At 25.5% G+C, this 26,245-nt stretch carries 24 protein-coding genes; 5 read left to right on the top strand and 19 right to left on the bottom strand.

Annotation, left to right across the window (positions count from 1 at the left end; genetic code table 11):
- Window positions 1-238: 238 nt before the first annotated feature.
- The 7 genes from uxaC to CRIB_RS03285 form a co-directional block, all read right to left on the bottom strand.
- Window positions 239-1,642: a glucuronate isomerase gene (gene uxaC, locus CRIB_RS03315; protein WP_180703126.1), complete on the bottom strand. Its 1,404-nt coding sequence runs from the start codon at window positions 1,640-1,642 to the stop codon at window positions 239-241.
- A 14-nt stretch (window positions 1,643-1,656) separates the two neighbouring features.
- Window positions 1,657-3,144 carry a UxaA family hydrolase gene (locus CRIB_RS03310; RefSeq protein ID WP_180703125.1) on the bottom strand — a complete coding sequence of 496 codons (1,488 nt, stop codon included), beginning with the start codon at window positions 3,142-3,144 and terminating at the stop codon, window positions 1,657-1,659.
- Window positions 3,129-4,622 (bottom strand): tagaturonate reductase, encoded by a 1,494-nt coding sequence (locus tag CRIB_RS03305; protein ID WP_180703124.1) that lies wholly within the window; start codon window positions 4,620-4,622, stop codon window positions 3,129-3,131. The genes CRIB_RS03310 and CRIB_RS03305 overlap by 16 nt, the downstream gene beginning before the upstream one ends.
- A gap of 15 nt (window positions 4,623-4,637) precedes the next feature.
- A complete protein-coding gene (locus CRIB_RS03300; protein WP_180703123.1) occupies window positions 4,638-4,775 on the bottom strand; it encodes a hypothetical protein in 138 nt (45 codons plus the stop codon).
- A complete protein-coding gene (locus tag CRIB_RS03295; protein WP_180703122.1) occupies window positions 4,754-5,131 on the bottom strand; it encodes a carbohydrate kinase family protein in 378 nt (125 codons plus the stop codon). Before CRIB_RS03295 ends, CRIB_RS03300 begins: the two co-directional genes overlap by 22 nt.
- Before the next feature lie 922 nt (window positions 5,132-6,053).
- Window positions 6,054-6,755, bottom strand: a complete 702-nt coding sequence (locus CRIB_RS03290; RefSeq protein WP_180703121.1) for a GntR family transcriptional regulator — start codon at window positions 6,753-6,755, stop codon at window positions 6,054-6,056.
- Window positions 6,756-7,312: 557 nt separating this feature from the next.
- Window positions 7,313-7,840, bottom strand: a complete 528-nt coding sequence (locus CRIB_RS03285) for a hypothetical protein (protein WP_180703120.1) — start codon at window positions 7,838-7,840, stop codon at window positions 7,313-7,315.
- Window positions 7,841-8,155: 315 nt separating this feature from the next.
- Between CRIB_RS03285 and CRIB_RS03280 the strand changes: the two genes are divergently transcribed.
- Entirely contained in the window at window positions 8,156-8,602 is a 447-nt protein-coding gene (locus tag CRIB_RS03280; RefSeq protein WP_180703119.1) for a C1q-like domain-containing protein, read from the top strand.
- Between the two features lie 53 nt (window positions 8,603-8,655).
- Here CRIB_RS03280 and CRIB_RS03275 read toward each other — a convergent pair whose 3' ends face one another.
- Window positions 8,656-9,555 (bottom strand): DNA-processing protein DprA, encoded by a 900-nt coding sequence (locus tag CRIB_RS03275; protein ID WP_180703118.1) that lies wholly within the window; start codon window positions 9,553-9,555, stop codon window positions 8,656-8,658.
- A 308-nt stretch (window positions 9,556-9,863) separates the two neighbouring features.
- Between CRIB_RS03275 and CRIB_RS03270 the strand changes: the two genes are divergently transcribed.
- Window positions 9,864-13,034: a DEAD/DEAH box helicase gene (locus CRIB_RS03270; protein WP_243633565.1), complete on the top strand. Its 3,171-nt coding sequence runs from the start codon at window positions 9,864-9,866 to the stop codon at window positions 13,032-13,034.
- A gap of 566 nt (window positions 13,035-13,600) precedes the next feature.
- Here the strand turns inward: CRIB_RS03270 and CRIB_RS03265 are convergent.
- The 8 genes from CRIB_RS03265 to CRIB_RS03230 form a co-directional block, all read right to left on the bottom strand.
- Window positions 13,601-14,041, bottom strand: a complete 441-nt coding sequence (locus tag CRIB_RS03265; RefSeq protein WP_180703117.1) for a L,D-transpeptidase — start codon at window positions 14,039-14,041, stop codon at window positions 13,601-13,603.
- A 217-nt stretch (window positions 14,042-14,258) separates the two neighbouring features.
- A complete protein-coding gene (locus CRIB_RS03260; RefSeq protein WP_180703116.1) occupies window positions 14,259-14,888 on the bottom strand; it encodes a DUF305 domain-containing protein in 630 nt (209 codons plus the stop codon).
- A 496-nt stretch (window positions 14,889-15,384) separates the two neighbouring features.
- Window positions 15,385-15,519, bottom strand: a complete 135-nt coding sequence (locus tag CRIB_RS12710) for a hypothetical protein (protein ID WP_276699938.1) — start codon at window positions 15,517-15,519, stop codon at window positions 15,385-15,387.
- A gap of 565 nt (window positions 15,520-16,084) precedes the next feature.
- Window positions 16,085-16,411, bottom strand: coding sequence for a Fe-S cluster assembly protein HesB (locus tag CRIB_RS03250; RefSeq protein ID WP_180703114.1), 327 nt, complete (start codon window positions 16,409-16,411; stop codon window positions 16,085-16,087).
- Window positions 16,412-16,569: 158 nt separating this feature from the next.
- Entirely contained in the window at window positions 16,570-18,612 is a 2,043-nt protein-coding gene (locus tag CRIB_RS03245; RefSeq protein WP_180703113.1) for an ABC transporter permease subunit/CPBP intramembrane protease, read from the bottom strand.
- Window positions 18,602-19,402, bottom strand: a complete 801-nt coding sequence (locus tag CRIB_RS03240) for an ABC transporter ATP-binding protein (RefSeq protein WP_180703112.1) — start codon at window positions 19,400-19,402, stop codon at window positions 18,602-18,604. Before CRIB_RS03240 ends, CRIB_RS03245 begins: the two co-directional genes overlap by 11 nt.
- Before the next feature lie 276 nt (window positions 19,403-19,678).
- Entirely contained in the window at window positions 19,679-20,422 is a 744-nt protein-coding gene (locus CRIB_RS03235) for a Sir2 family NAD-dependent protein deacetylase (RefSeq protein ID WP_180703111.1), read from the bottom strand.
- A 217-nt stretch (window positions 20,423-20,639) separates the two neighbouring features.
- A complete protein-coding gene (locus CRIB_RS03230; RefSeq protein ID WP_180703110.1) occupies window positions 20,640-21,155 on the bottom strand; it encodes a hypothetical protein in 516 nt (171 codons plus the stop codon).
- Window positions 21,156-21,553: 398 nt separating this feature from the next.
- On the opposite strand from CRIB_RS03230, the gene CRIB_RS03225 reads away from it, so the two are divergent.
- Window positions 21,554-22,216, top strand: a complete 663-nt coding sequence (locus tag CRIB_RS03225) for a YczE/YyaS/YitT family protein (RefSeq protein ID WP_180703109.1) — start codon at window positions 21,554-21,556, stop codon at window positions 22,214-22,216.
- 236 nt (window positions 22,217-22,452) lie between these two features.
- Here CRIB_RS03225 and CRIB_RS03220 read toward each other — a convergent pair whose 3' ends face one another.
- The 3 genes from CRIB_RS03220 to CRIB_RS03210 form a co-directional block, all read right to left on the bottom strand.
- Window positions 22,453-22,779 (bottom strand): PTS lactose/cellobiose transporter subunit IIA, encoded by a 327-nt coding sequence (locus tag CRIB_RS03220; protein WP_180703108.1) that lies wholly within the window; start codon window positions 22,777-22,779, stop codon window positions 22,453-22,455.
- A gap of 20 nt (window positions 22,780-22,799) precedes the next feature.
- Window positions 22,800-23,105 (bottom strand): PTS sugar transporter subunit IIB, encoded by a 306-nt coding sequence (locus CRIB_RS03215; RefSeq protein ID WP_276699954.1) that lies wholly within the window; start codon window positions 23,103-23,105, stop codon window positions 22,800-22,802.
- Between the two features lie 225 nt (window positions 23,106-23,330).
- A complete protein-coding gene (locus CRIB_RS03210) occupies window positions 23,331-24,038 on the bottom strand; it encodes a MurR/RpiR family transcriptional regulator (RefSeq protein ID WP_180703107.1) in 708 nt (235 codons plus the stop codon).
- A gap of 71 nt (window positions 24,039-24,109) precedes the next feature.
- Between CRIB_RS03210 and CRIB_RS03205 the strand changes: the two genes are divergently transcribed.
- The gene (locus CRIB_RS03205; RefSeq protein ID WP_207204147.1) at window positions 24,110-24,724 is read left to right on the top strand and encodes a hypothetical protein; all 615 of its coding nucleotides are present in this window, start codon (window positions 24,110-24,112) and stop codon (window positions 24,722-24,724) included.
- A 34-nt stretch (window positions 24,725-24,758) separates the two neighbouring features.
- Window positions 24,759-26,072, top strand: coding sequence for a PTS sugar transporter subunit IIC (locus CRIB_RS03200; RefSeq protein ID WP_180703106.1), 1,314 nt, complete (start codon window positions 24,759-24,761; stop codon window positions 26,070-26,072).
- Window positions 26,073-26,245 lie beyond the last annotated feature (173 nt).

Genomic DNA, 26,245 nt, shown 5'->3' with positions numbered 1-26,245 from the left:
GCAATTCACTTAACTATATTATTTTAATAATAAAACTTTTTATTTTATAAATAGCTATTGCTATTCATTAACTATTATAAATATCTATCAATATTCAGATTATGTATATATTTATTTTTTACCTTAATATATACATAACCTAAATATTATTATTTTACCCTCTTATTTTTTCTACCTTTTTTGTCATGTTTTTATTTTAACAACTTTTTTCTTAATAAGCAATGTTTTTTATTATATTTTACTGACCTTTACAATATTTATCAGCATTATTATAGCATATATTTTCTATAATCTCTCCTAATATCTTCATATCCGCTGGGTATTCTCCATTTTCTACTAAACTACCTATGTAATTACATAATATTCTTCTAAAGTATTCATGTCTTGTGTAAGATAAGAAACTTCTTGAATCTGTTAGCATTCCAACAAATTGACTTAATAATCCTAATTGAGATAAAGCCATCATTTGTCTTTCCATTCCATCTTTTTGATCGTTAAACCACCATCCAGAACCAAATTGAATTTTACCAGCTACACCTCCACCTTGGAAGTTTCCAAGCATAGTTGCTAGTACCTCATTGTCCTTTGGATTTAAACAATATAATATAGTTTTTGGAAGTTTATCTTCTCCATCTAAAGTGTCTAATAATCTAGACAATGGCCTTGCTACTTCACCATCATCTATACTATCAAATCCTACATCTGGACCTAACTTTTTAAGCATTCTAGTATTATTATTTCTAAGAGCTCCTATATGTAATTGCATAACCATGTTGTGCTTATGATATATTCTTCCTAAGTTTATCATTGTTAAAGTTGCATACTTTTCTATTTCATCTTGAGTTAATGTTTCTCCATTTATAGCCTTTATAAATATTTCATTAACTTCTTCTTCATTTGTATTTTTGAAGTAAACTCTGTCTAAAGCATGGTCTGTTATTGTACATCCATTTTCAACAAAGAATTCTACTCTTTTTTCTAAAACTTCCATAAGTTCTTTATAGTTAGTTATATTTGTATTTTCTGTTTGACCTAAAACTTTTATATATTCTGCAAAACCTTCATTTCCTATTTTTATAGCTTTATCAGGTCTTAAAGTAGGTCTAACTTCACAGTCAAAACTTTCATCTTTAGCTATCTTTATATGATACTCTAAATTATCAGCTGGGTCATCAGTAGTTGCTATGTATTTAACATTTGATTTTGTTATAATAGATCTTGCACTGAAATCCGTTTTTTGTATTACTTCATTACATTTATTCCATATTTCTTCTGCATTATTTTCATTTAAAGTTTCATCTACTCCAAAGTATCTTTTAAGTTCTAAATGAGACCAATGATATATTGGATTTCCTATTAAATAAGGCATAGCTTTTGCAAATGCTTGGAATTTTTCAAAGTCAGTTGATTCACCTGTTATATAGTATTCATCTATACCAAAACTTCTCATAGCTCTCCACTTATAGTGGTCTCCATATAACCATATTTCAGTTATATTGTTGTATTTTTTATCTTCTGCTATTTCACTTGGTATTAAGTGGCAGTGATAATCAAATATAGGCATATTTTTAGCATGATTATGGTATAAAACCTTTGCTGTTTCATTACTTAATAAAAAATCTTCACACATAAACTTTTTCATTTTATATTCCCCCTCTATAATGTAACTCCATCTTTTAATATTGCTATTTCTTTGTATCCGTTTACTTCATTGTGAGCCATATACTCTCCTGATGCAGTATTTACTATTAAGTCAAAAAACTCTTCATCAACTTTTCTAATGTCTTTATTTTCTAATATTTGACCTGCATTAAAGTCTATCCAATGTTTTTTATTGTTATATAAATCAGAGTTAGTTGATATTTTTAAAGTAGGTACCACTCCTCCAAACGGAGTTCCTCTACCAGTTGTGAATAAAACCATATGTGCTCCTGATGCAGCAAGTACTGTAACTGCTATTTGGTCATTTCCTGGACCTGATATTAAGTTAAGGCCATTTTTAGTAGATTTTTCTCCATACTTTAATACATCTGTAACTATGGCACTTCCACCTTTTTGAACACATCCTAGCGATTTTTCTTCTAGTGTCGTTATTCCACCCTTTTTATTTCCTGGAGATGGATTTTCATATATAACTTGATCATATCTTATAAAGTATTTTTTAAAATCATTTATTAAATCAACACTGTTATTAAATACATCTTCAGTTAATGATCTTTCAAATAATATTGTTTCTGCTCCAAACATTTCTGGTACTTCTGTTTGTATGCTTGTTGCTCCTAATGATACTAAATTATCTGATACCCTTCCTAATAGTGGATTTGCTGTTATTCCAGAAAATGCATCTGATCCTCCACATTTAAGACCTATTTTTAATTTAGATATATGTACATCTTCTCTTTCAAATTTTGATGAATAATCTACTAATTCTTTTATTAGCTTTTTACCTTCTTCTATTTCATCTTCAACATCTTGTATGTTTAAAAACTTCACTCTATTATGATTTATTGGTTCAAGTACAGTTTTAAAACTTTCTAACGTGTTATTTTCACAACCTAAACCTACAACTAAAACTCCAGCCGCATTAGGATGATTTACTAATCCAGATAATATTTTTCTCGTATTTTCTAAATCATCCCCTAATTGAGAGCATCCATGAGGATGCTCAAAATGATGTACTCCATCTATCTTATCATTTATTAATTTATTACCTTCTCTTGCTAATATTGCACAAGTCTTATTTATGCAACCAACAGTATTTACTATCCATATTTCATTTCTTATACCAACATCTCCATTTTCACGAACATATCCTTTGAAATATATATTATTTTCTTTTACTGTATTTTCTAACTTCTTTGATTCAAATTTATACTCTAATATACCATCTAAGCCCGTTTTTATATTGTGACTATGTACCCACTGCCCTGCTTTTATATCTTCTTTAGCTTTTCCTATGCTGTATCCGTACTTTAATACTTCATTATCTCTATCTATATTTTTAATAGCTATTTTATGTCCTTTAGGAGTATCTTGTAAAATTTGAATTTCTTTATCATCAACTTTTATTGTATCTCCCATTTTACTATCTTCTAGTAATACTACTACATCATCTTTAACATTTATTTTTATAAATTCACACATACTATATTCCCCATATTCTTTAAGTTTTGGCATACTCCATCTACCATACCATTATATACTGATAAATCTTCTCCCCAAAGCTTTGTTTCTGATAGAATTTCTCTCACATACTCTTCATTTTTAACTTCGTATTTTTTATTTACGTTATACATAAATTCTAATACTTCTGGAGTATCAAATACCTTGTATTCAGATCCATTAAAGTCTTTTCCTGCATACCCACTTTCGGTTTTTTCAATTTGATAAAATCTTATAAGACCTGCTAAACCTACCATTATATTTTTAGGTGCTTTATTGTTATCTTCTATGTAAGTTTTAACTGTCGGCCATAATCTATTTGCAAATTTAGATACAGAATTCATAGATATAGATTCTAATTTATGCATTATATGTGGATTTCTAAATCTAGATAGAACTGTACTTGCAAATTCTTCTTTATTCCCTGTTTTATTTTTTAGCGAAGGCAGTATTTCATTTTCTAAAGTTTCATTTAAAAATGCCTTCATTTCATCATTTTCAATAACTTCATCAACTTGCTTAAATCCTTTTAATATACTTAAAGGAGTTATTAATGTATGAGATCCATTTAATATTCTAACCTTTAATAATTGAGTATCTTTAAGTGATTCTAGCCACTGAACATTAAGTCCTGACGCATTAAGTGGTAATATATTGTCTAATTCTTTATCTCCTTCTATTGCCCATAAGAAGTATGGCTCACACATAGAAAGTGCGCCATCTTTATATCCTAAGTTTTCAAAGTATTCATCTGCATTTGCTGATGGGAATCCTGGTACTATTCTATCAACTAAGTTATTTAAGAATACACAATTTTCATTTACCCAAGCTTTAAATTCTTCAGATGCACCAAAGTCATTTGAGTGTTTTTCAACAAATGTTTTTAACACTTTTCCATTTTCAGCGACTAACTCACAAGGGAATATAAGTAATTTTTTAGATATATTTCCAAGGACATTAAATCTGTGCATTAAAAATGCTGTTAACTTTGCAGGGTATAATCCTTCAGTTGAAACCTCTTCTAATTTAACTTCTTTATATGCTAAACCAGCTTCAGTTGTATTAGATATTACAACTTCTAAGCTTTCTTGTTCAGCTATATTCATGAATATATCCCACTCTTTGTTATAATTAAATACTTTTGAAAATACTGATACTATGTCATTTTCATAAACTTCAGTATCTCCTTTAAATCCCCTTTGAATTACTGTATATAGCATATCTTGTTCTTTTAATAAATCTATTTTTTTGTCATAATCTAAAGGACAAGTTAAAGCTATCGAACCATCATATTTTCCTACTTTTATAGCTTGGTAAACCATCCAATCAAAAAATGACATTAAAAAGTTTCCTTCCCCTACTTGCATTATCTTTATAGGACTATTACTAACTTTGTCATATATCTTTCTTTGTTCTTCATTTAAACACTCTATATTTAAATTTCTTAATTCTTTGCTCATCTTTTACTCCTTTATTTATCTATTTATACTCCCTACTCCAGCTTTCATAAGAATAATTACATCTTTTTCATCAACCATATTTATTTCCCCTATGATGCTGTGTTTTAATACACTCGCACAAGTTGCAAATTCTATAACATCACTACATTGCATATCTGATATAAGACCGATATATTTTTAAAATCTAATATTCCTAAAAAAGCTATATCAACAAATGGTAAAATTTCTTTTATAAACTTACTAGCTTCATCCAAGCTCCATAGCTTTGATCTATAATTTGAATCATAAGAAACAATTATATTTCTCTTTTTAGCTTCTTTTGCAAGATTTAAACTAAATTCGTATAAGTCTTTACTAAGTGTTAAAGTTATTCCATATATATGAACTAATTTTACATCATTAAGTATTTTATCTATATCAAATTCATTTCTGATACATACTTTATAAGCTCTACTAAATTTGGTATTGTGTGTGTAAGTTCTATAGCTTTTATCCCACCTGAAATACATACCTTTATATAACCTAATGCTTCTTCATGGCTATTAGCTCTTATTACAGTTACTATTCCTTCTTCCTTTAATTTTGTTAGTACAATTTACTAATTATTCCTTCCTAATAAAGTTAGAATTAGCATACAAATTTTTCTTCTCCCCCTCTCTTGTATACTAATTTTTTTATTTTTTTTAATGAAACTTTTGTTAATTTGTATATTATCATAACAGGATATCATTTTCAATACATTTCATTTAATTCAAATTAACTGTGTATCAAAATAATCTTGTATACTAATTTTTATTTATTTTGTTACTTTACTTCATTATATATAAGCTTTATTTTTATCATTTATTTATATATTTGCTATCAAATCATAAAATGTTATGACTGTATAGTCATATATATCGGTATCTTGTTTTATAAGGACAGACATGCTTATTATATGTTTTGATTTCTTCTAAGATTAATCTAAATAATACTTACTTTTATATAAATACGATACATTATTTAACCAGATTTCCATTATATAATATATCATTTTTCTTCTTTTTTCAAGCCTTTTGTATTTATAGTGTATTATATTTCTTTTTAGTACATCATATTTCTTTTTTATAAACTTTATTAATACAATCTATTTCAAACAATGCGATAACTTATTTTATTTATTTAATATTACAATCTATAATTTTGTATGTTAATCTATATATATGAAAAAAATTTACTTTACTTTAGCAACATATAGGTGTTATTTTATTCCGACAATGACTTTGTCCTTTCCTTTAGCCACTATGAAAACGAATACTCTCAAAATCAGTTTATTAATATTACTTATATTCAAAAGTTATTTCACATTTTTTTACTATTTATAGTACTCTTAAGTGTAAAAAAAAATAAAAATCACTAAAATCAATATTACAATATTGATTTTAGTGATTTTTATTTTTCTTCACTTATTTTGAAATACTTAGAGTTTTCTTCATCTAACTTAATTAGATATTCCCAACTTTTCATAGAATCATTCATATGATAATTTATTATATCTTCAACTTTTTCTTTCTCTTTATTTTTTATAGCATTTAAAATTTCTTTATGTTGTTTAACTACTAATACTTTTGAATCTTTCTTTTGAGATAATAATCTTATCCTATTATAATGAGTACTTATTTTTAATATACTTTCCCATATGGCTTTCTTTTTTACACCCAAAAATAAAGTTTCATGAAAGCTAGTATCTAATTTATGAAATTCATGTTCTCCGCCTTCCATACTAGCAATTATATTTTGAGCAAATAGGTTTTTTTCAAGTTCTATCATTTTATCTTCAGGGAAGTAATTACAAGCTTCTTTTAAAACTTTCTCTTCTAAAGCAAATCTCATAAAAATTGCTTCTTCAATTAAATTTAAATCTATTAAAGATACATACGTTCCTGATTGTGGCTTCACTTCTATTAGGTGTTCATTTTTTAATCTCATTATAACTTCTCTAATTGGCGTTCTTGATATATTTAACTTCTCAGATAATTCTACTTCACTTAATAATTCACCTGGCTTTAATTCCAATGACATTATATTTTCTTTTAATATCCTATATGCATATTCTTTTTTCGATTCTTCTTCTTTTTTTTCATATAATATCAAATTTACTCATCCCCCTTTACTCATTTTTCTATTCTATCGTATATTTATATTAACAGTATACTAAATGTTTTTTATTATTCAATATCTATTTTTACGATTTTAATTTTACCGTATCTTTAATTTTTTATAAAAATTATTATATATAATAAATTCGCTTCGCTTATATATCAACTACTTAATGTATTATTCAATGGTTTTTATCACATAAATTAATTATTATTACTTATTAATAGTGATTATAAACACTAATTTAATTACTATACTTCCTTAATCACAAAAATCTAACTTAAAATCTATATAAGTTAACTCGTTGTGCTAATTAAATATGATTATTGAAAGCACTAAAGCCTAGTAAACTATATTTTTATAGTTCAAAAACTTTATATAGTAATTTCAATATGTTTAATAAAATAACTAGCACAACAGATTAAGTTAGATTTTTTGTATTATATTTATAAAGTAATAATATTTTTAAAATTTACATAACTAATTAAATCAAAACAAAAATATAGCTATCTTAGGTTATAGTATTTTATAACTTAAGATAGCTTTTTAATTTATCTAAAATCATTTATATTATTTTCTAAGTTTATATATTTAAGTATATTTTGAAGAGGTAATTGCCTTGATTCTATTCCACTTCCAAATTCTTCAAATGCCGCTTTTGTTTCCTTATTGTATGTGTTAATTATTCCATCTTCTAATTCAGATAATCCTTTGTATATATAATTTTTTATATCTTCTACAGATTTTAAATTTGCTATTTCCTCTCCTCTTAAAACATGTCTAAACACTTCAAAACCTTCACCTTTTGATCCCCATATATATATTTTATACATAACTAGGGTCATATCTAAATATAATCCACTACTGATAGAATTCATATGATTTATATCTTCATATAAATGTTGATTAAAATCTATAAATCCAGCACCTGTTATTTCATAATTTTTACTTTCTTCACATACTATATTATTTTTTACTATATTATCATGAAATTCTCCATACCCGTTGCTATTTATAAGTATTTCTGATAATTGATTAGTTTGTACAAAAACTTTTTCTTTAGTTATTAATCTATCCATATTTCTCTCCTTTTAAATTATATATTATAATCTGTTGTGCTCATAAAAGCTATCTTTCTAACTTATAGTTACTTGGTAATTTTTACTTTTAAAATATTCTAATTACATTAAACAAAAATAATTCATCATCAATAGTTATTTTTTTAATATTTTTATCTAATCATATATCTAACTAAAATTAGGTTTCCATCTTCATGTTTACTATTATTATATATTTATAGTAATTTTATCATAAAACTTTATTTTATAAAATATCTATAAGTAGTTAGTAAGTTTATTATAAAAGTGTAATTAATATATTTCGGAGGTAATTAAATGTGCTTACAAATACAAAGTACTTTAAATAATATAATAGATAAAGATCAACCTATTATATTTAATAAATGTATAATAAATGCTAATCAAAATATAACTTATAATTATAACAATGGTCATTTTACTATAAATTCTAATGGAATTTATTATATAAGATGGTGGGCTAATATACATAGTTGTAATGATAGTGATTATGTGTCTTTTTCTATTAAGTCTTGTAAAGGACATAATATAGAAAGTTGCACTACTAAAAAAGAACAACTTTGCGGAGATGCAATTGTATCTGTCTATGATTCACATTTAAATTTTTCATTAAATAATAATTCAAGTTCAAGTGTAAGCTTATCTCCTTATACTAATATAAAGGCTAACCTATCTATATTTAAAATATCTAATTCTTATTTTAGAGATGACAATCTATTATTTAAAAGGTCTATTAATCTATAGATATTTAATTATATTTATAATAAAAAATGAGATATTTAAAATTTTTTAATATCTCATTTTTTATTTTCTAAGATTTCTTTAACTTTTTCTAGTTGAAATTTTATTTTAGTAACATCTTCTTTTCCATTTATAGATATAACCTCATTATTTTTTAAAAGAAATTTATTTCCACTTTTATTAATATTCAAACAAGCTAATGCTCTTTTTTGTTTTAATGTAAAATTTGCAGTATGCATACTACCGGATTTAATATTTGCCTCTATTACTATAGTTCCTAAACTAAGTCCACTTTCTATTCTGTCTCTTTCTACAAAGTTATTTTTAAACGATGCAACTCCAATTGGATATTCACTTAATAAACAACCATTGTTATCTACTATTCGTTCTGCTAATTCTATATTTTTAATTGGGTATATTGTATTTAATCCACTAGATAATACTGCTACAGTCATACCATTAGCATCTAGGCATCCCTGATGTGCATAAGTATCACAACCTATGGCTAATCCACTTATTATTGAATAATTTTCTTTTGCAAATAAGTACGCCATTTTATATGCATTTTCTTGGCCTTCCTTGCTAGCATCTCTGCTACCTATTATAGCTAAAGTATTTTCATTTATTATTGCATTATAGTTTCCTTTATAAAATAATACTTGTGGTGCATTTTCTATAAGTTTTACCTTTTTAGGAAAGTTTTTATGTAATATATCTATAGTTTCAATATTTTGTTTTTTTGATAAATTTACTATTTCATTAGCATTTTCATAAGCTACTTTAACTTCTTCTAAAGTTGGTACTTTTATTTTATTATTATCATTTTTAATATCTATAAATATATCTACTATATCATTTTCATTTTTAGGAACTTCTTTCATGTATTTTATAAAATAATCGACGCTTTTTCTCCCTACTTTAGGTATAGATAGTAAAGTTAATATTATATTTTTCATATGACATTTCTCCTTATAATATAAGCTTTCCCAACTACAATTAGTTTATGACAATATATATTTAAATTAGCCTTTTTTATTCTTTTCATACTTGTAAAAATTTTATTTACCTAAATAGCTTAAGATTATTTGTATTATCAATATAATTTTTTATTGAACTTATAGTATATATAACTTTATATCATTAATTTTATAAGACAATTTACCACTATAAGCTAAAATCCGAATTAAATTTATAATATTTTTTGTGTCATTTCATTAAATTTAGACTATAATATTTTATATACAAAAGAGAGTAAGGTGATATTTTGGACTTTAATAATATGCAAAATTTAGTGATAAATAATACTATACCCTCTAGATGGAATAGAGGGATTAAATATTTTAATAGAAAACTAGTAGATCATATAACAATAAATATAAACGATGGTGTAGTTACTTTTGATGCAATAGCTGAATCTGAGTTTTTTAATGATGTTTATACTACATCAATTTCTATAGATACAATAAATAATAAAATAATTGGTTGTAGTTGTACTTGCGAAGACTATCTCTCAAGGCATAATCAAAGCAATATATTTATTTGTAAACACATAGCTGCAACTAGTATAACTGGTATTCAACAGTTAAAAAAAGAAGCGTCTTTAAAGCTAGTTAATAATATATTAACTAAAAATGATAATGTAAATATTTGTAATACTCCTACTACACCTAATAAAAAACTTCTTTCTTACTTTAATAATAAAAAAGAAAAAGTTAATTTAGATGTAAATATAGATATAAATAATACTGGTGTATTTGCAGATTTTAAAATAGGAACAGATAAAATGTACGTCCTTAAAAATTTAAAAGACTTTTCATTTGCTCGAATTAATAATGATTTATTAGAGTATGGAAAAAACTTTATATATAATCCTAATATTCATTATTTTGAAGGTGTAGATGAAGAATTAATTGATATAATAGAAGACTTTGGTCGTAAAAATACTATGGCTTTAAATAGTTTTAACGCTAAACTTTTAGATGTTGGAAGTAGTGGATTAAAAAGATTTTTAAAAACCTTAGGAGATAAAGAATTTACACTTACTTATAATAACGAAGTTCACCTTCCTAAAGTTGTAGATGAAAAATTACCTATAAATTTAGATTTAGAAAAATGTGATGAAAATATAGCACTAAAATGTAATAATAATTTACCTATGCCCCTTACTCATAAAGGGGATGTAGTTTTATATGAAGAAAATATATATTTATTATCTAATGAAGATGCTAAAAACTACAAAACATTGTACTCTATATTAAAAGATCATAATAATATAATATTTACTAAAGAGGAAATAGATCCTCTTTTAACTAACTTAGTTCCTAAAGTTAATAATTTCTCAGAAAATGTAAATATTGATGATAAAATAAAAGATAATATAGTAAATGATTTTAATACTAAGTTTTACTTTGATTTAAAAAATAGCAATGTAGTATGTGAGCTTAAGTTTGAGTATAATGATGAAAATAAAACTAAGTATATTGTTAGAAATTTAGAAAAAGAAAAAGTCTTTAGAGATAAACTTTTATCTCTTAACTTTATAAGTAATGATTCATATTATATATTTAATGGTAACGATACAGAATTATTTAATTTCTTAGATATAGATATAATGAACCTTAAAAGTTTAGGCGATGTCTATTATTCTGATAAATTTAAAAATAAAAAAATTATAAAATCTACCTCTATACATGCGTCTATAAGAGATAGCTTAGATGGTTATTTAAATTTTTCATTTAATATAGATGATATAAATCAAAACGAATATAAAGATGTTTTTCTTGCATTTAAAGAAAGAAAAAGATTTTATAAATTAAAAAATGGAAGCTTTTTAGATTTAGAAGATAGTGCGACTAAAAATTTATTTGAGCTTGTAGAAAACTTGAATGTATCAAATTTTAACAGTTCTAAAATTCATCTTAGTAAAGCTTTATATATCAATGATATGTTAAAAAATAAAAATTTAAACTTTATAGAAGGCCAACAACTTGTAAATCGTATTTGTGATGATTTTGATAATATAGAAAACTTAGATTTAAGTATTCCTAAGAATCTAAAAGCTAATCTTCGAGACTATCAAATATCAGGTCTTAACTATTTTAAAACTTTAGATCACTATAAGTTTGGAGGAATACTTGCCGACGAAATGGGTCTTGGTAAAACGCTTCAAACTATATCTTTTTTACTTTATAAAAAAGAAAAAGATGCAAATACTAAAAATTTAATAGTTACTCCTACATCTTTAATATATAACTGGAAAAGTGAATTTGAAAATTTTGCACCTGATATTAACGTACTTTTAATTCATGGAAATAAAAAAGAACGAGAAAAGCTATTAAAAACTATTGATGAATATGATGTCGTTATAACTACTTATGCTACTCTTAGAAATGATTTAGACTTTTACGAAACTCAAGTATTTGATTATTTTATAATTGATGAGGCTCAGAATATAAAAAATCCTATATCTTTAAGTACAAATGCAGTAAAAAGTATAAACTCTAAGGTAAGATTTGCGCTTACCGGTACTCCTATTGAAAATAATCTACTTGAGCTTTGGTCTATATTTGATTTTGTAATGCCTGGATATTTATACAGCAGAAATAAATTCCAAGATTTATTTATATATGATGAATATAATGCTAATAATCTTAGAAAGCTGATAAGACCATTTATACTTAGAAGAACTAAATCACAAGTTATGACCGAATTGCCTGCTAAAATAGAAAATAAGTTTTTCGTTGAACTTAATAAAGACCAACGAAAAGTATATAGTGCTTATGTAGAAGAAATTAAAGAAAAAATAAATAATAAAGATATGAAAACAGATAAGATAACTATGTTTTCTTATTTAACTAAGCTTAGACAATTATGCTTAGATCCTAGTATTTTAATAGAAGGATATGATAAAAAAAGTTCAAAAACTGAGGCTGCACTTGAAATATTAAAAGATTATATAGAGGATAATCATAAAATACTTTTATTTTCTCAATTTACTTCTGTTTTAAAAAATATAGGCTCGGAACTTTCTAAAAATAATATAGATTATTATTATATAGATGGTCAAACTGATGCTTTAGAAAGATTAAATCTTGTTAATAAATTCAACAAAGGTAAAGACGTTAAAGTATTTTTAATATCTTTAAAAGCCGGTGGAAGTGGTCTTAATTTAACTAGTGCTGATGTTGTAATTCACTTTGATCCTTGGTGGAATCCAGCGGTTGAAAATCAAGCTAGCGATAGAGCTCATAGGTTTGGACAAAAAAATATAGTACATGTTATCAAGCTCATTGCAAAAGGAACCATCGAGGAAAATATAATAAAACTTCAAGAAAACAAAGATAAGCTTATAAATGATTTTATAAATGATGATTTATCTAATAGTGGATTACTTAAGAGCTTATCAGATAAAGATATAATAAATTTATTCTCTTAGTTTCAATTTTTAATTGTAAATTATATTCATTAAATCTTCACAAAGAAATACTAAAAAAAATATATATTGATGTTACTTGCATTTAGAAATTATCCACTTTTTTTAAATAGTTTAGCATCTTTAAGCATAAAAAAGTTGGTGTTTAAATTTAAACATCAACTTTTTATATTACATTCGGTTATTTTTTATCTTCATTTTCTTCAACTTCTTCTTCAGTTAATATTTTATTTCTTGAAATTAACATATTGCACTCCATGCAATAATAATTTATTGTTCCTCAGCCATCTAAGACATCTAGCTTCCCTTTACAATACGGACAATAATATTTATTGGTCATAAACTCACCTCATATATACTTTTATTTTTCCCCACTATCTATTATACTACTATAGTATTATTTTTAACATTTATTTAAAGAGTTTATATTATCATCTTATTTTTATAAATTTATAATTTTACATATTAATCCTTAATACAAATATAATAATCTAAGATTATCACCTTTGATCTTCAGGATATAAAATAATTTACTTTATTTAGAGTATAGTTTTAACCAACACAATAAATTAATTAATAATTATCGGAGTTCTTTCTGGAATATTATCATATATCCATTTTGCACTACTGGTTGCAAGTCTTATGCATCCATGACTTATTTCTACACCTAGCCTGTCATCTTTTATAGTAAGTCCTTGAGCATCGTATATTATAGAATGATAGTAATAATCATCAACTATATTTGTTGCATATTTTACCGAGCTTGTATCTCCACCTATATCCGGATATTTTGTTCCTACACTAAATACACCTTTTATAGTTGGTGTTGATGTTTTTCCAACTGTAGAACTCCATTTGTATTCTAACTCCCATTTATTTTTATACTCATAAACATAGGTGAATTTGTCTTTAAGTGAAGTTATTAATAAATAACCTGTACTACTTTGTATATTATTATCTCTTACAAACTCGGTCATATTTATATCAAATTTGTCATAATTATAAGCCATACTATCCCTTCCTTTAAATATTTAATTATAATATAATATAATATATAAATATTTATTTATTTGATATACTAAATATAATTATATTTAGTATGATATTATGAATATGATTGTATATGATAATGCTAGGATAAATATTAAAGAAATATTATTAAAGTTAGAATATGAGAATAAAAATAAGTAGCCAATATTTTTATAATAATTTATTGGCTACTTATTTTTATTTTATACTATCAAAAATTTTTTTCATATTATCGATTTCTAGTTGTTGGTTTTTTAATTCTTCTTGTGCTATTTTTTTAATTTCATCATTTTCAGTATACTTAATTATTGAATTTACTATGTCTATAGCCCCTTGATGATGAACTATCATTGATTGTAAAAAATCTTGATCTACATTACCTGTTGGCTTAAGATTTTCAAAACCACACATCATTACTTTTACAATTTTCTCATACTCTTTTAAATATTTTTCTTCTCTTGCTTTATCTTGCGTTAAATTCTCTATTAAATTTTTCATTAGATTTTCCATACTAGCTATACTTATTGTTTGATTTTTTATTATATTTTTAGCTATTTGTAATACCTCTTCATTTTCTCCTCCATTATTCAATAAATTTTTCGCCATATCGAGAGCACATTTATGATGTTGTATCATTTGGTATAAGTAATCGAGATTTACATTACCTGTGTGAGGTGCATAACTCATATTGCTCTCTAAACTTTCAATTATCACTTTCTCCTCTTTTAAATATATCTCTTCATTACTTTCTGCAAATATAAAGCTATTAGATGTTATACTAATACATATTGTCGTTAATACAGATATTTTTTTTAAAAAATTCTTCATTATATCCTCCTAAATTTAACTAAATAATCCGCTTTATTTAATTTCTTGAATAAATTTTTCTCAAAATTTGCATTATATATTCTCTTTTATTACTGTATTTTTTTGCTATTATACGTTCTTATTTTCTTGCAAAATTTATATCTAAGTTTCATATCGAATTTATTGAAATCAAAATAACTTATATATCTATAATTGTATAAAATTAGGTAAAATTTTATTAAAATCTAAACCTAATTCTAATAATTTTATAATAAATATATCTAAAAATATGATAAATAAAGATAGATAACATAAAAAATTCGCCTCACTCATGTCGCCAACGACTTCGTCCGTTGCTTGAGCCACTGCGTGGGCGAAGTATTTCAAAATGTTTTTTACACTCAAAACCAATTTGTTGATATTACTTACATTCAGAATTTATCCACATTTTTTTAAGTATTATAATATCCTTAAGCGTAAAAAAAAGAAGTGCATATAATACACTCCTTTAATTATTTTAGTGTCCGCAGCCAGAACATCCTCCACCGCATCCACCTTCATCATTTTTCATACTTTCAGAAATTACTCTAAATCCGAATCCTGTATCTTCTATAACAATATCACCATGTTGTTCATATTCATTTTTATCCATTATAAATTGTAACCCCTCTATTTCATAAGCTACATCGCTATCCTTTTGCTCATCCAGAGCAATACCAAATGATGGACCACCTCAGCCTATGCCTGCAAAATAAACTCTTATAGTTTGTGGCCTATCTTGATTGTCTTGTAAGATATCTTTTAATGTCTTCACTGCTGATTCTGGTAAAGTTATCTTCATTTAAATCCTATCCTTTCTTATTTATATATATGTACATAGTACATACATATTATATACATTTTCCCTATAAATAATCAATACGTGTAAAAGCATATTTTCTATTTATTACATTTATACCCATTTAATATAATATTACTCTTAACTTTTTATAATCAATATGCTAAATAAAAAATTTACTTAGCTTGAAGTATATGTCAGATAAACATTTCACGTCATAAACAGCTTTATCTATTACTTGAGCCACTATGTGTCCGAAGCACTTCAAAATCATTTTATTGATATTACTTACCTCTTGAAGTTATCCCTATTTTTTAAAGTATTATACTATCTTTAAGCGTAAAAAAGTTACCTTAAAATTTAAGGTAACTTATATATCTTAGTGTCCACAACCAGAGCATCCTCCACCACATCCACTGCTTGTATTTTCTGGCATATTTTCAACTACAACTCTAAAACCGTATCCAGTATCTTCTATAATTACATCTCCATACTTGCTGTATTCGACTTCGCTCATTATAAAATGTAAACCTTCTATATCATAGCACATATCATCTTCTCTTTCTTCGTCTAGTGCTATTCCAAATGATGCTCCTGAACAACCCATGCCTGCAAAGTATACTCTTATATTTTGAGGTCTTTCTTGATTATCCTTTAATATATCTTTTAATGTTTTTATCGCTGATTCTGGTAAAGTAACTTTCATAAAATAACTCCTTTTACAAATTTTATATATATAGATTATAGGCTTATTTTATCTAATAATCAATATATACTCATATAAATTCTTTACTTAATACTATAATGATTACCCACTTTTTTTATGTGTATTCAGCTATTTTTTAATTTAAAAATTATCTTTACTTAATAGTTTCTAACTGATACTTCTTTTGCTGACTTATTTTTAAATAATCTCATACCAATAATTATAAATACAGTACTTATACAAATTAATATAATAAACTTTCCTATATTAAGGCTTTTAAAATCTAATTCTATAAATGAACTCATTTTAACTAGTTCACTATTTGGATAATGACTTACTAATACTGCTATACTATTATTTATAAAATGAAGAATCATAGCTATAAATATAGATTCTGATTTATAAACAGTATAAGCAAATATTATTCCTAATATAGATGTTGGTATAATTCTTAAAAAGTCCATATGCATAAATCCAAATAATATGCCACTAGTTATAATAGCTATTTTACTTGAACTTTTTCCTTTAAATGATGTAAATATAAATCCTCTAAAGAATATTTCTTCACATATAGCAGGCATTAAAGCTACTATTGCTAAATTTAAAACTAAATTATCTTTAATGATTATAGCATCAGTTAAAGCCTCTGCAACCTCCATATTTTGTGGAAATAAATAAAGTGTTATTTGAGTTATTAGATTTATTAAAACAAATCCACCCATCCAAATTAATATTCCACCTAATATTTGTTTTAAATTTACTTTTTGTAAACTAAAGGTCTTTTTAAAATCAGTTTTAATATAATATGCAAATAAGAAAGGAAGGCATATTATCATCACTTGAGTAATAGCAAGTCCTGCCATTTTAAATTTAAGTTGAACAAGTGAGCCTACATATATTAAAAGCACAAGACCTACTGCATATAATATAGCTCCATCACTTATTGTTGGCATAGTTCCTTTTTTAATATTACTTCTTTTTTCTAAGAAAGAAAAACTTCTATTATTTCCAAATAATATTTCTTCAGAGTTAAACATCTTAGATAATAAAAGCACAGATAATATCATAAATGCAAAATTAGATACAAAAACTATCGCTATTAAATTCAAATCAAACTTAAATGATAATACACTTTTTATAAGTAATGATATATTAACAACTGGTATTGTAGATGTGAATCCATCTAATTCTATATTTGGTATCATCGATACATATGAAGGTATCATAATTATTAACATTACAGGTGTTATATAATTTTGTGCATCTTTAAAGCTTTTAGCTAATGAACATACACACATACTTATTGCTGAAACTACCATTGCAAATAAGCCTATACATATCATCGTTATAATTCCAGGGAATATCATTTGTGTAAAATCAAACTTAGGTATACCCATCTCATTTGCAATGCCTGCTGTTAATGTCATAAAACCTATTGATATAAGTATTGAAATTATATTTAAAAATGCAGTAACCACAGCACAAAATGACACTGCCATATATTTTCCCATAACTAATTCTAAGTTTGATATAGGAAGGGTAAATAATGTTTCTAAAGTTCCTCTTTCTTTTTCACCTGCCATAACATCTATCGCTGGATATATTGACCCTAATAATACTCCTATTATAAGTATAAAGGGAAGTATTTGCCCTAGAATATTTCCTGCTATTTCCTCATTTTTAGCTATATCTAATGTTTCACAGGTTATTGGCTCTAAAGTTTTTTGAGCATCTAAACCTTCTTGAGCTAAATTCATCTCTACTATTTCTTCTTTATATTTCTCTAAAGCTTCTTTTATTCTCTTTTCTGCCGTGTATGAATTATTTTTAGAAGAGTTTGTGTATATTTTATAACTTTGAATATCATTATTTTCATTTATCTCTACATAAGCATCTAAAGTTTCATTATCTAGTGCTTCTTTATAATCATCCACTTTAATTATATTAACCTTTGCTTCATCATATTCATTTGTTTTATTTAATATATTTATCAAATTATCACTTGGATTATTGTTGAATGCTATATTAACAGTAGTTTGTTCCATTTTATTAATAGACATAGACATTATACTACTTGCACCAACCATTAGTATTGGATATAAAAGAAGTGGCAATATAATCATCATAAAAATAGTCTTTTTATCTCTTAGTATATCTATCATTTCTTTTTTAAATATCTGTTTAACAATTTTAGTTCTCAACTAAAGACCCCCTTTCACTAGCCAATTGTATAAATAAATCTCTTAAGTTGTCAGCTTCATATTTCTCTTTTAATTCTTGGCTAGTTCCATATGCTATCACGCTACCTCTATGTATCATTATTATTCTGTCACATAGTGTTTCTGCTTCTTCCATATAGTGAGTTGAATAAAGAACTGTTTTTCCTCTTTCTTTTTCTCTTTTCATAAAGTCTATAATTGATTTGCTACTTATAACATCTAAACCTAGTGTTGGTTCATCGAATATATAAATTTGTGGTGAGTGAATAAGACAACGAGCTATTGAAGTACGTTGAGTTTGACCTGTTGATAAGTTTTCTATACGGTTATCTATAAATTCTCCCATATTCATTATTTCAGATATTTCTTCTATTGATTTTTCTATATTTTCTTTTGACATTTCATAAAGATTTCCAAAGATTGTTAGAAGTTCTCTTGGCGAAATCCTGTTATATAGCTTTGTATTTCCCGATAAATATCCTATTTCTTTTTTAACTATATTTTTGTCTATTAAATAATCATTTCCTGCTATTTTTATGTTTCCTGATGTTGGCGTTAATATTCCACCTAACATTCTAAGTAGTGTAGTTTTACCTGCTCCATTTGGCCCAAGTATCCCTACTATTTCTCCTTTTTCAGCCTTAAAACTTACATTATTCACCGCTAAAAATTCTTCTTTTTTAGTTTTAAATTTTTTAAATTGTTTCTTTTTATCGGTGTCATCTTTTACTGTTCTTATAAATGACTTGCACAAGTTTTCAACTTCAATCATCTAGTTCCCTCCATAATAAATCTTCTTAATATATTGCCCTTGCTTTATGGTAGCATTTTATATATTTGACTTCAATAAATTTTACATAACTGATCATTAACTATATAACTCTATTTGTATAATCTATTTACACTTAAATTTTAATCTAAAAAAATTCTTTGTGTTATTCTGTACAGCTCATATTAGTTATGTTAAAAATAAATCAAAATTTATAATAATATTTCAAGATTTCAAAAAGATACCTATAATTTATAATTATAGATATCTTTTTATAATTTATGCTATTAAATTGTTAAGCTTTTCTAATACGTCTATTACATCTTCTCCATAAATATAATAGTCAATATAATTTGAGATACTTTCAATTGGTTCTTTGTTTATAGCAATTAATTTAGCTCCTACCTCTTTTGCCATTACAGGTAATTTATTTATAGGCGAGATACTCATTTCTGTTCCAATTATTAACACTATATCACTTTTATATATATTAAATAATGCTAGTTCCAAGTGATTCGGACTTTCTCCATATAGTACTATATTTGGTCTTAATGTTCCATTGCACTTTGTATACTTATTTTTAAAATTATCTTTTCCATTATTACATTTATACGACTTTTGATAATATTTACTATTAAATTTCTTTTTACAATTTGTACAGTAAAAATTATTTATATTACCATATAATTCTATGACATTTTTTATTCCATGATATCCATCTATATTTTGAGTTATTACTAGATCTATTATTTTTTTATTTTTCCACTCTTCTATTATATAGTGTGCTCTATTTGGTTTATTTAATGATATTTGTTTATATATATCTCTATAGTAAGATATAAAATCATTATCTGATTTATCAAAATCCTTATTACATAATTTTGTCAAATGAATACCATTATAAATTTGATTGTCAACTTTTCTCTTATGATTTATGGTTTGCAAACCTACACTAATCCCATCTCCTGTTATCACAGTTGTCTTTTTAGACTCTTTTATTAAATTAGCTATTATTTCATACATATTTGTACCTCCAATATAGCTTTATATAAATAGTGCAATATTTTATTCTATGAATTAAATTTTTAAATGTTCACTTTTACTTAGATTCTTAAGATTTTATAAATTAATAAACTTTATATTTTCTATAAATAATTAAAAGCTATAAAGTTTAACTTACTTTACAGCTTTATATACATACTATCATATGATTCCTCTTATAATTGATCTAATTTATTATTTAGTTTATTTTTATTGATATACAATCTTTTATTTTATTAAAATTTATTTCTAAATCTCCTTTATTCCACGTCTCTATTACTTTATTATCTGATGATATAAATTTTGAAGATGATTTTCCTAATTCATTCCATAGCCTTTCAGATACTTTTCTATATGTAGATTCATCATCTTCCTTGAAAGAAACATTTATTAATGAAACTACTTCACTATCTTCATCAAAACTGATATACACACTGCTTTCTTGTTCTAAAATTTCTTTCTCACAACCTTTACCAAGTACATTTTCTACATCTATTTTGCTTTTTCCAATTAAATTTGCTAAATCTTTTATTTCATATTCTTCTTCTATTTGTATATTTGATCTCTTATTTTCATTAGCATAAATGTATTTTTCTTCTATTATTGATACCACGGACAATGTTATTATTCCTGCTATAATTAATCCTGTTTTTCTTTTTAACTGTATAATAATCACCCCACAAACTAAATTTAATATATTTAGCTCCTTCTTCACTTATTCTATTCTCGATAAATAATTTTGTGCCTAAATAATTTTTATTTTCTAGTAATTTTTTATGTCCTCATCTCAATAAACTAAAGAATATTTTTTTGAATCAATAATTTAAATTTCCACAATTGCACTTAATATTACACCTATTTTTAATACTTACAGGTATAATACCATTATATACTTAATCAACTATTGTACAATTTAACTAACACACTAAATTAATTATATAAAATAAGATCTTTCTTAAAATCAAATTATATAGGAAATTGATATTTTATAATTGTTAAAAAAATAACTACATTATTGACATTACAGATAAAGTATACTATCCTTATAAATATACATATTATAAGTTATTTTATATATAATTGATTTAAATTAGGGATAAGGTGGTGAATTTTATGAAAAAGTTATCTGATACAATAAAAAGAATAATAATATTTTTTATAGGAATGAGTATTATACAATTTGGAGTTGCCTTATTTTTAAGAATGAATATAGGTTCAGATCCATTTACAGTTTTTACACAGGGATTAGCTAATACGTTAAATAACCTTGGCATAAATGTAACGACAGGGACAGCAAATAGAATAATTTTGATAATATTATTTAGCATAATATTATTATTGAATAAAAGTCATATAAAAATAGGTACATTAATATGTGTTATTGGAGTTGGACCTATTATAGACCTGGGAATTAGTATAGTTTCTATTCTTCCAATAGAATCATATAGTTACGTAGTAAAGATGCTTTTAATAGCATTAGGTTGTTTTATAATTGCTATAGGATTTTCAATACTTTCTGCTACTAAAGTTGGAGTAGCACCAAATGATATAATACCTTTTATAATTAAAGAAAGAATCAACTGGGAATATAAATGGATTAGAATTTTATTGGATGCAGTTTTATTAATAGGTGGTTTTATATTAGGAGGTACTGTAGGTGTAGGAACTATTATAGCTATGGCCACGACAGGTCCTTTTATACAACTATGCTTACCATACGGTCAGAAATTTACAGATTCTATACTTATTAGTAAATTGGACTTAAATGAAGCATAAAATTTTATAATTCATAAATAAAAAGAAATCTAAAGAAGAGTTGTCTATAAATGCTATTTAGATCATTAAGATTGACATCTCTTTTTATTTTTGAATGTATACATAATTTAAGCTCATTCAGGGATATTCCTAAGTGAATATCTATTATATAGAATTTATACATATGTCTTTTTATAATATAATTTCCTTGTACATAAAAAAGGCGTAAATAATTTTACTTATTTACGCCTTTTTTACTATCTACTCTCCAATTTTTTGAATCTTTCATGTATATCAATTATTTCATCTGCTAGCATTTGGTAATTCATCGTATTCATAAGGTGATCTTGTGCATGAATTAAAACAACACTTACATCAGTTTTCTTTCCACAAGCTTCTTGTTGAATAAGTTCTGTTTGACATCTATGAGCCTTATTTACTTCTTCTTTAGACTCTTTTAATAATATTCTCGCTTCTTCTATATTTCCTTCTTTAGCTTTAGCTATTGCTTCAAAAGCCATACCTTTTGCATTTCCTGCATATCCTATTATTTCAAATGATAATTCAAATATCTTCTCATCCATATGTATAACTCTCCTAGTAATTACTTTGCAAGTTCTATTGCTCTATCTAAAACGGCTTTACCATTACATGTTCCATAGTGCATCATGTTTATTACTTCTACAGGTACATCATAAGGCTTAGCAATTTCTAAAGCTTTGTTTAATACATATCTTACTTGAGGACCTAATAAAACTACATCACACTTAGTTATTTCTTCAGATAGATTTGCTTCTGGTATTGCCCATATCTGTGCCTCTATCTGTTCCTCTTTAGCAGCCGCCTCCATTTTAGTAACTAATAAACTAGTTGACATACCTGCTGAACACGCTAACATTATTTTTATCATAATAAAATCCTCCCATAATTATTAATAATAAATTACTTAATTTTTAACACAATATTTTTTATTTTAAATTTTATATTAATAATACAACAAAGATTTACGTTAAACAATATTTTTATGGTTAAAATATTCGTAAAAAACATGTTTCCTAGTAAAAAAACATGTTTTTTTCAGAATGAAAACTATTTCAAATTATATATTTTATATTATACTTATAATAAACACGAACTAATCGAGTAAATTACTGATAAAACATTCAAATATCAATAATAATTCTGAAAAAAATGTACTTGGTGGATTTTTAAGTTTTGCAAAATCATCTTGGCCTTGAATGATAATAGGTAGCGTTGAAAGTTTCGTAATCTTTGAATTAGAATTTCCAACAAAACTTATTACTTCTATGCCATTATCTCTTGCTTGTTCTAATATATCAATAAGACTTTTAGTTTCTCCAGAACGAGATATTGCAAATACTAAAACCTCATCCTTATATTCTTTAGATAAAAGTTGAGTATGAGCATTTGCTATACTTCTATATCCATTAACTGACAATCTCTCATTCATATAATTTGCTATAGTTTGAGATATACCAGTACTTACAAACATTATAAGTTTATTTTTATATTTTTTCAAAATGTTATTAAATGTTTCAAGATTGTTATCTATTTGTTTGTTTGTATTAGTATATATATCTACATTAGTTTTGATATCATCTATTTGAGAAGAATATGTAAAGTGATATATCATATCAGAATATCCTTCAAAATTTAACTTCTTACATAACTTGTAAACAGTTGTTGTTGAGGTATAATTATCTTTTGCAACTTTACGAATACCAATTTTCTTCAAATCAGAAATATTTTCTTGTAAGTATTTTAAAATAGATGCTTCTGTATCATTTAATTGGTATTTATCACACAAATATTTAAAATCCATATGTATCACCCCTTAAGGTATTATATATGAAAAAAATATAAAGGTAAATAAAAGAAAGGACATTGTATATTATGAAAAAGAAATTTGTTCAAGACCCATGGGCTAGAATAACTACTCGTAATGGCCTAGCTGGAGATGAAGTTATATCTTCTCTTCAAAAATGTATAAGAAGAGGTATGGTTGAAGAAGCTTGCCAATTTGCATACGAAATGTATATAACTTCTCCTCAAATGGAAGAAAAATTATGGAGAAGATTATTAACTATAACAGTTGAAGACATCGGAATGGGGGATGTTAATGCACCTATACTTGTTAATACTTTAAATGAACTTCGTAAGAACTTTTCTTATGCTGATGGAGATAGACCAATATATTTCATACACGCTATAAGATACTTATGCGCATGTCAAAAGGATCGTTCAAGTGACTTATTAAAAAATATAATGATGAAGAGTTTTGCTATGGGATTTGTTCCTGAAATACCAGATTTTGCACTTGATAAGCATACTGTAAGAGGAGCTGAAATGGGAAGAGATTCATTCCACTTCTTAAATGAAGCTAGTAAGGTTATACCACAAATGGAAGTAGATAATGACTACAAAGAACGTTATGGTAAAATATTAGAAACTTACAAACCTGAAGAAGCTGTTGAAACTGCATTTAAGTTCAATCCATGGCAAGAATAATAAAATTAAATTATAAAAAAGGGAGAGACTTTTTATGAATTCAAATACATTACTTGAGAAATTAGACAGATTTTTATCTCCTATCGGTGCTAAGGTTGGAAATCAAATACATCTAAAATCTATATCTAATGGTATGATGATGACTTTACCACTTATAGTTGTTGGATCACTATTTTTAATAATTGCTAATCCACCAGTAAATCCAGATTTAGTTAATCCTGAAACAGCTAATATTTTTATGAAATTTATGTTATCTTGGAAGGAGTTTGCAGTAAATAATTATCAAACTTTAACTACCCCATATAATATGACGATGGGTATGATTGGTATGATGTCTGCTTTCGCTATAGCTTATTGCTTAGCAAGTGAATATAAAATGAAAGCTGCTATATCTGGTCTTATATCAACTTCAATGTTTCTTATGATATGTGCACCTAGTGTTGATGGAGCTATTGCTACAAACTTCTTAGGAGCAGACGGTTTATTTATTGCTATAATTATAGGATTATTATCAGTTGAAATAACTAGGTTTATTGAATCTCGCGGATGGCAATTTAAATTCCCTGATACCGTACCACCAGCTGTTACTGCTTTTGTAAACTCATTACTTCCATTATTCTTAAATATAATTGTCTTATATGGAATCAATATATTAATAATGATAAGTATGGGTGTTGGTATACCAGAAGCTATAACGAAAATTTTAACTCCTGCTTTATCTATAGTTGATAATATATGGGGATACTTAGCTGTAATAACATTTGGTAATATATTATGGTTATTAGGTGTAAATGGTACAAGTATAATATTCCCTATAGTATTTACTTTAGGTGTCCAAAATACTGGAATTAATGCTGATTTAGTTGCTCAAGGTCAAGATCCTAGTGTAATAATGAATCTTCAAATGTTTAGATTTGCTATTCTTGGAGGTGCTGGAAATACTTTAGGCCTTACTTTACTTATGATGAAGAGCAAATCTACTCACTTAAAATCTTTAGGTAGACTTGGTATTGTTCCTGGAATATGCGGTATAAATGAACCTATTATATTCGGTGGTCCTATAGTATTTAATCCGATATTAGCTATACCGTTTATAGTTACTCCTATTGTTACTGTAGCCCTTGCATATTTAGCACAAATTATAGGACTTATAACTCCTGGATATTTAGTTGATCCATCATTTACACCATTCTTTGCTCAAGCATACTTCTCTTCTATGGACTGGAGAAATGTAGTGTTTGCATTTGGACTTGTTCTTTTAAGTGTTGTTATATACTATCCATTCTTTAAGGTTTACGAAAAGAATATGTTAGATCAAGAAGGAGTATGTAGCGATTCTGTTGCTTAATTAATAAAAACCATGTCATTTAATTGACATGGTTTTATTTATATATATCTATAGCTTTTCATTCATTATTTTTTCTATTATAGTAATAGAACTTAAAAAAATTCGTAAATAGATTCTAAATAGCTATATTATAAATATTAGAATATTTAAATAATCCCCCTATTTAAATCTAC

The organism is Romboutsia ilealis (assembly GCF_900015215.1).
Taxonomy (GTDB): Bacteria; Bacillota; Clostridia; order Peptostreptococcales; family Peptostreptococcaceae; genus Romboutsia; species Romboutsia ilealis.
The sequence above is the reverse complement of the archived record's forward strand: the minus strand, read 5'-3'. Positions and strand labels throughout refer to the sequence as shown.

Excerpts from the sequence above, each read along its gene's own strand:
- uxaC (WP_180703126.1), bottom strand. The coding sequence starts at position 1,642 with ATGAAAAAGTTTATGTGTGAAGATTTTTTATTAAGTAATGAAACAGCA.
- CRIB_RS03310 (WP_180703125.1), bottom strand. The coding sequence starts at position 3,144 with ATGTGTGAATTTATAAAAATAAATGTTAAAGATGATGTAGTAGTATTA.
- CRIB_RS03305 (WP_180703124.1), bottom strand. The coding sequence starts at position 4,622 with ATGAGCAAAGAATTAAGAAATTTAAATATAGAGTGTTTAAATGAAGAA.
- CRIB_RS03300 (WP_180703123.1), bottom strand. The coding sequence starts at position 4,775 with ATGCAATGTAGTGATGTTATAGAATTTGCAACTTGTGCGAGTGTATTA.
- CRIB_RS03295 (WP_180703122.1), bottom strand. The coding sequence starts at position 5,131 with ATGTATTTCAGGTGGGATAAAAGCTATAGAACTTACACACACAATACC.
- CRIB_RS03285 (WP_180703120.1), bottom strand. The coding sequence starts at position 7,840 with ATGGATAGATTAATAACTAAAGAAAAAGTTTTTGTACAAACTAATCAA.
- CRIB_RS03280 (WP_180703119.1), top strand. The coding sequence starts at position 8,156 with ATGTGCTTACAAATACAAAGTACTTTAAATAATATAATAGATAAAGAT.
- CRIB_RS03275 (WP_180703118.1), bottom strand. The coding sequence starts at position 9,555 with ATGAAAAATATAATATTAACTTTACTATCTATACCTAAAGTAGGGAGA.
- CRIB_RS03265 (WP_180703117.1), bottom strand. The coding sequence starts at position 14,041 with ATGGCTTATAATTATGACAAATTTGATATAAATATGACCGAGTTTGTA.
- CRIB_RS03260 (WP_180703116.1), bottom strand. The coding sequence starts at position 14,888 with ATGAAGAATTTTTTAAAAAAAATATCTGTATTAACGACAATATGTATT.
- CRIB_RS12710 (WP_276699938.1), bottom strand. The coding sequence starts at position 15,519 with ATGGATAAAAATGAATATGAACAACATGGTGATATTGTTATAGAAGAT.
- CRIB_RS03250 (WP_180703114.1), bottom strand. The coding sequence starts at position 16,411 with ATGAAAGTTACTTTACCAGAATCAGCGATAAAAACATTAAAAGATATA.
- CRIB_RS03240 (WP_180703112.1), bottom strand. The coding sequence starts at position 19,402 with ATGATTGAAGTTGAAAACTTGTGCAAGTCATTTATAAGAACAGTAAAA.
- CRIB_RS03235 (WP_180703111.1), bottom strand. The coding sequence starts at position 20,422 with ATGTATGAAATAATAGCTAATTTAATAAAAGAGTCTAAAAAGACAACT.
- CRIB_RS03225 (WP_180703109.1), top strand. The coding sequence starts at position 21,554 with ATGAAAAAGTTATCTGATACAATAAAAAGAATAATAATATTTTTTATA.
- CRIB_RS03220 (WP_180703108.1), bottom strand. The coding sequence starts at position 22,779 with ATGGATGAGAAGATATTTGAATTATCATTTGAAATAATAGGATATGCA.
- CRIB_RS03215 (WP_276699954.1), bottom strand. The coding sequence starts at position 23,105 with ATGATAAAAATAATGTTAGCGTGTTCAGCAGGTATGTCAACTAGTTTA.
- CRIB_RS03210 (WP_180703107.1), bottom strand. The coding sequence starts at position 24,038 with ATGGATTTTAAATATTTGTGTGATAAATACCAATTAAATGATACAGAA.
- CRIB_RS03205 (WP_207204147.1), top strand. The coding sequence starts at position 24,110 with ATGAAAAAGAAATTTGTTCAAGACCCATGGGCTAGAATAACTACTCGT.
- CRIB_RS03200 (WP_180703106.1), top strand. The coding sequence starts at position 24,759 with ATGAATTCAAATACATTACTTGAGAAATTAGACAGATTTTTATCTCCT.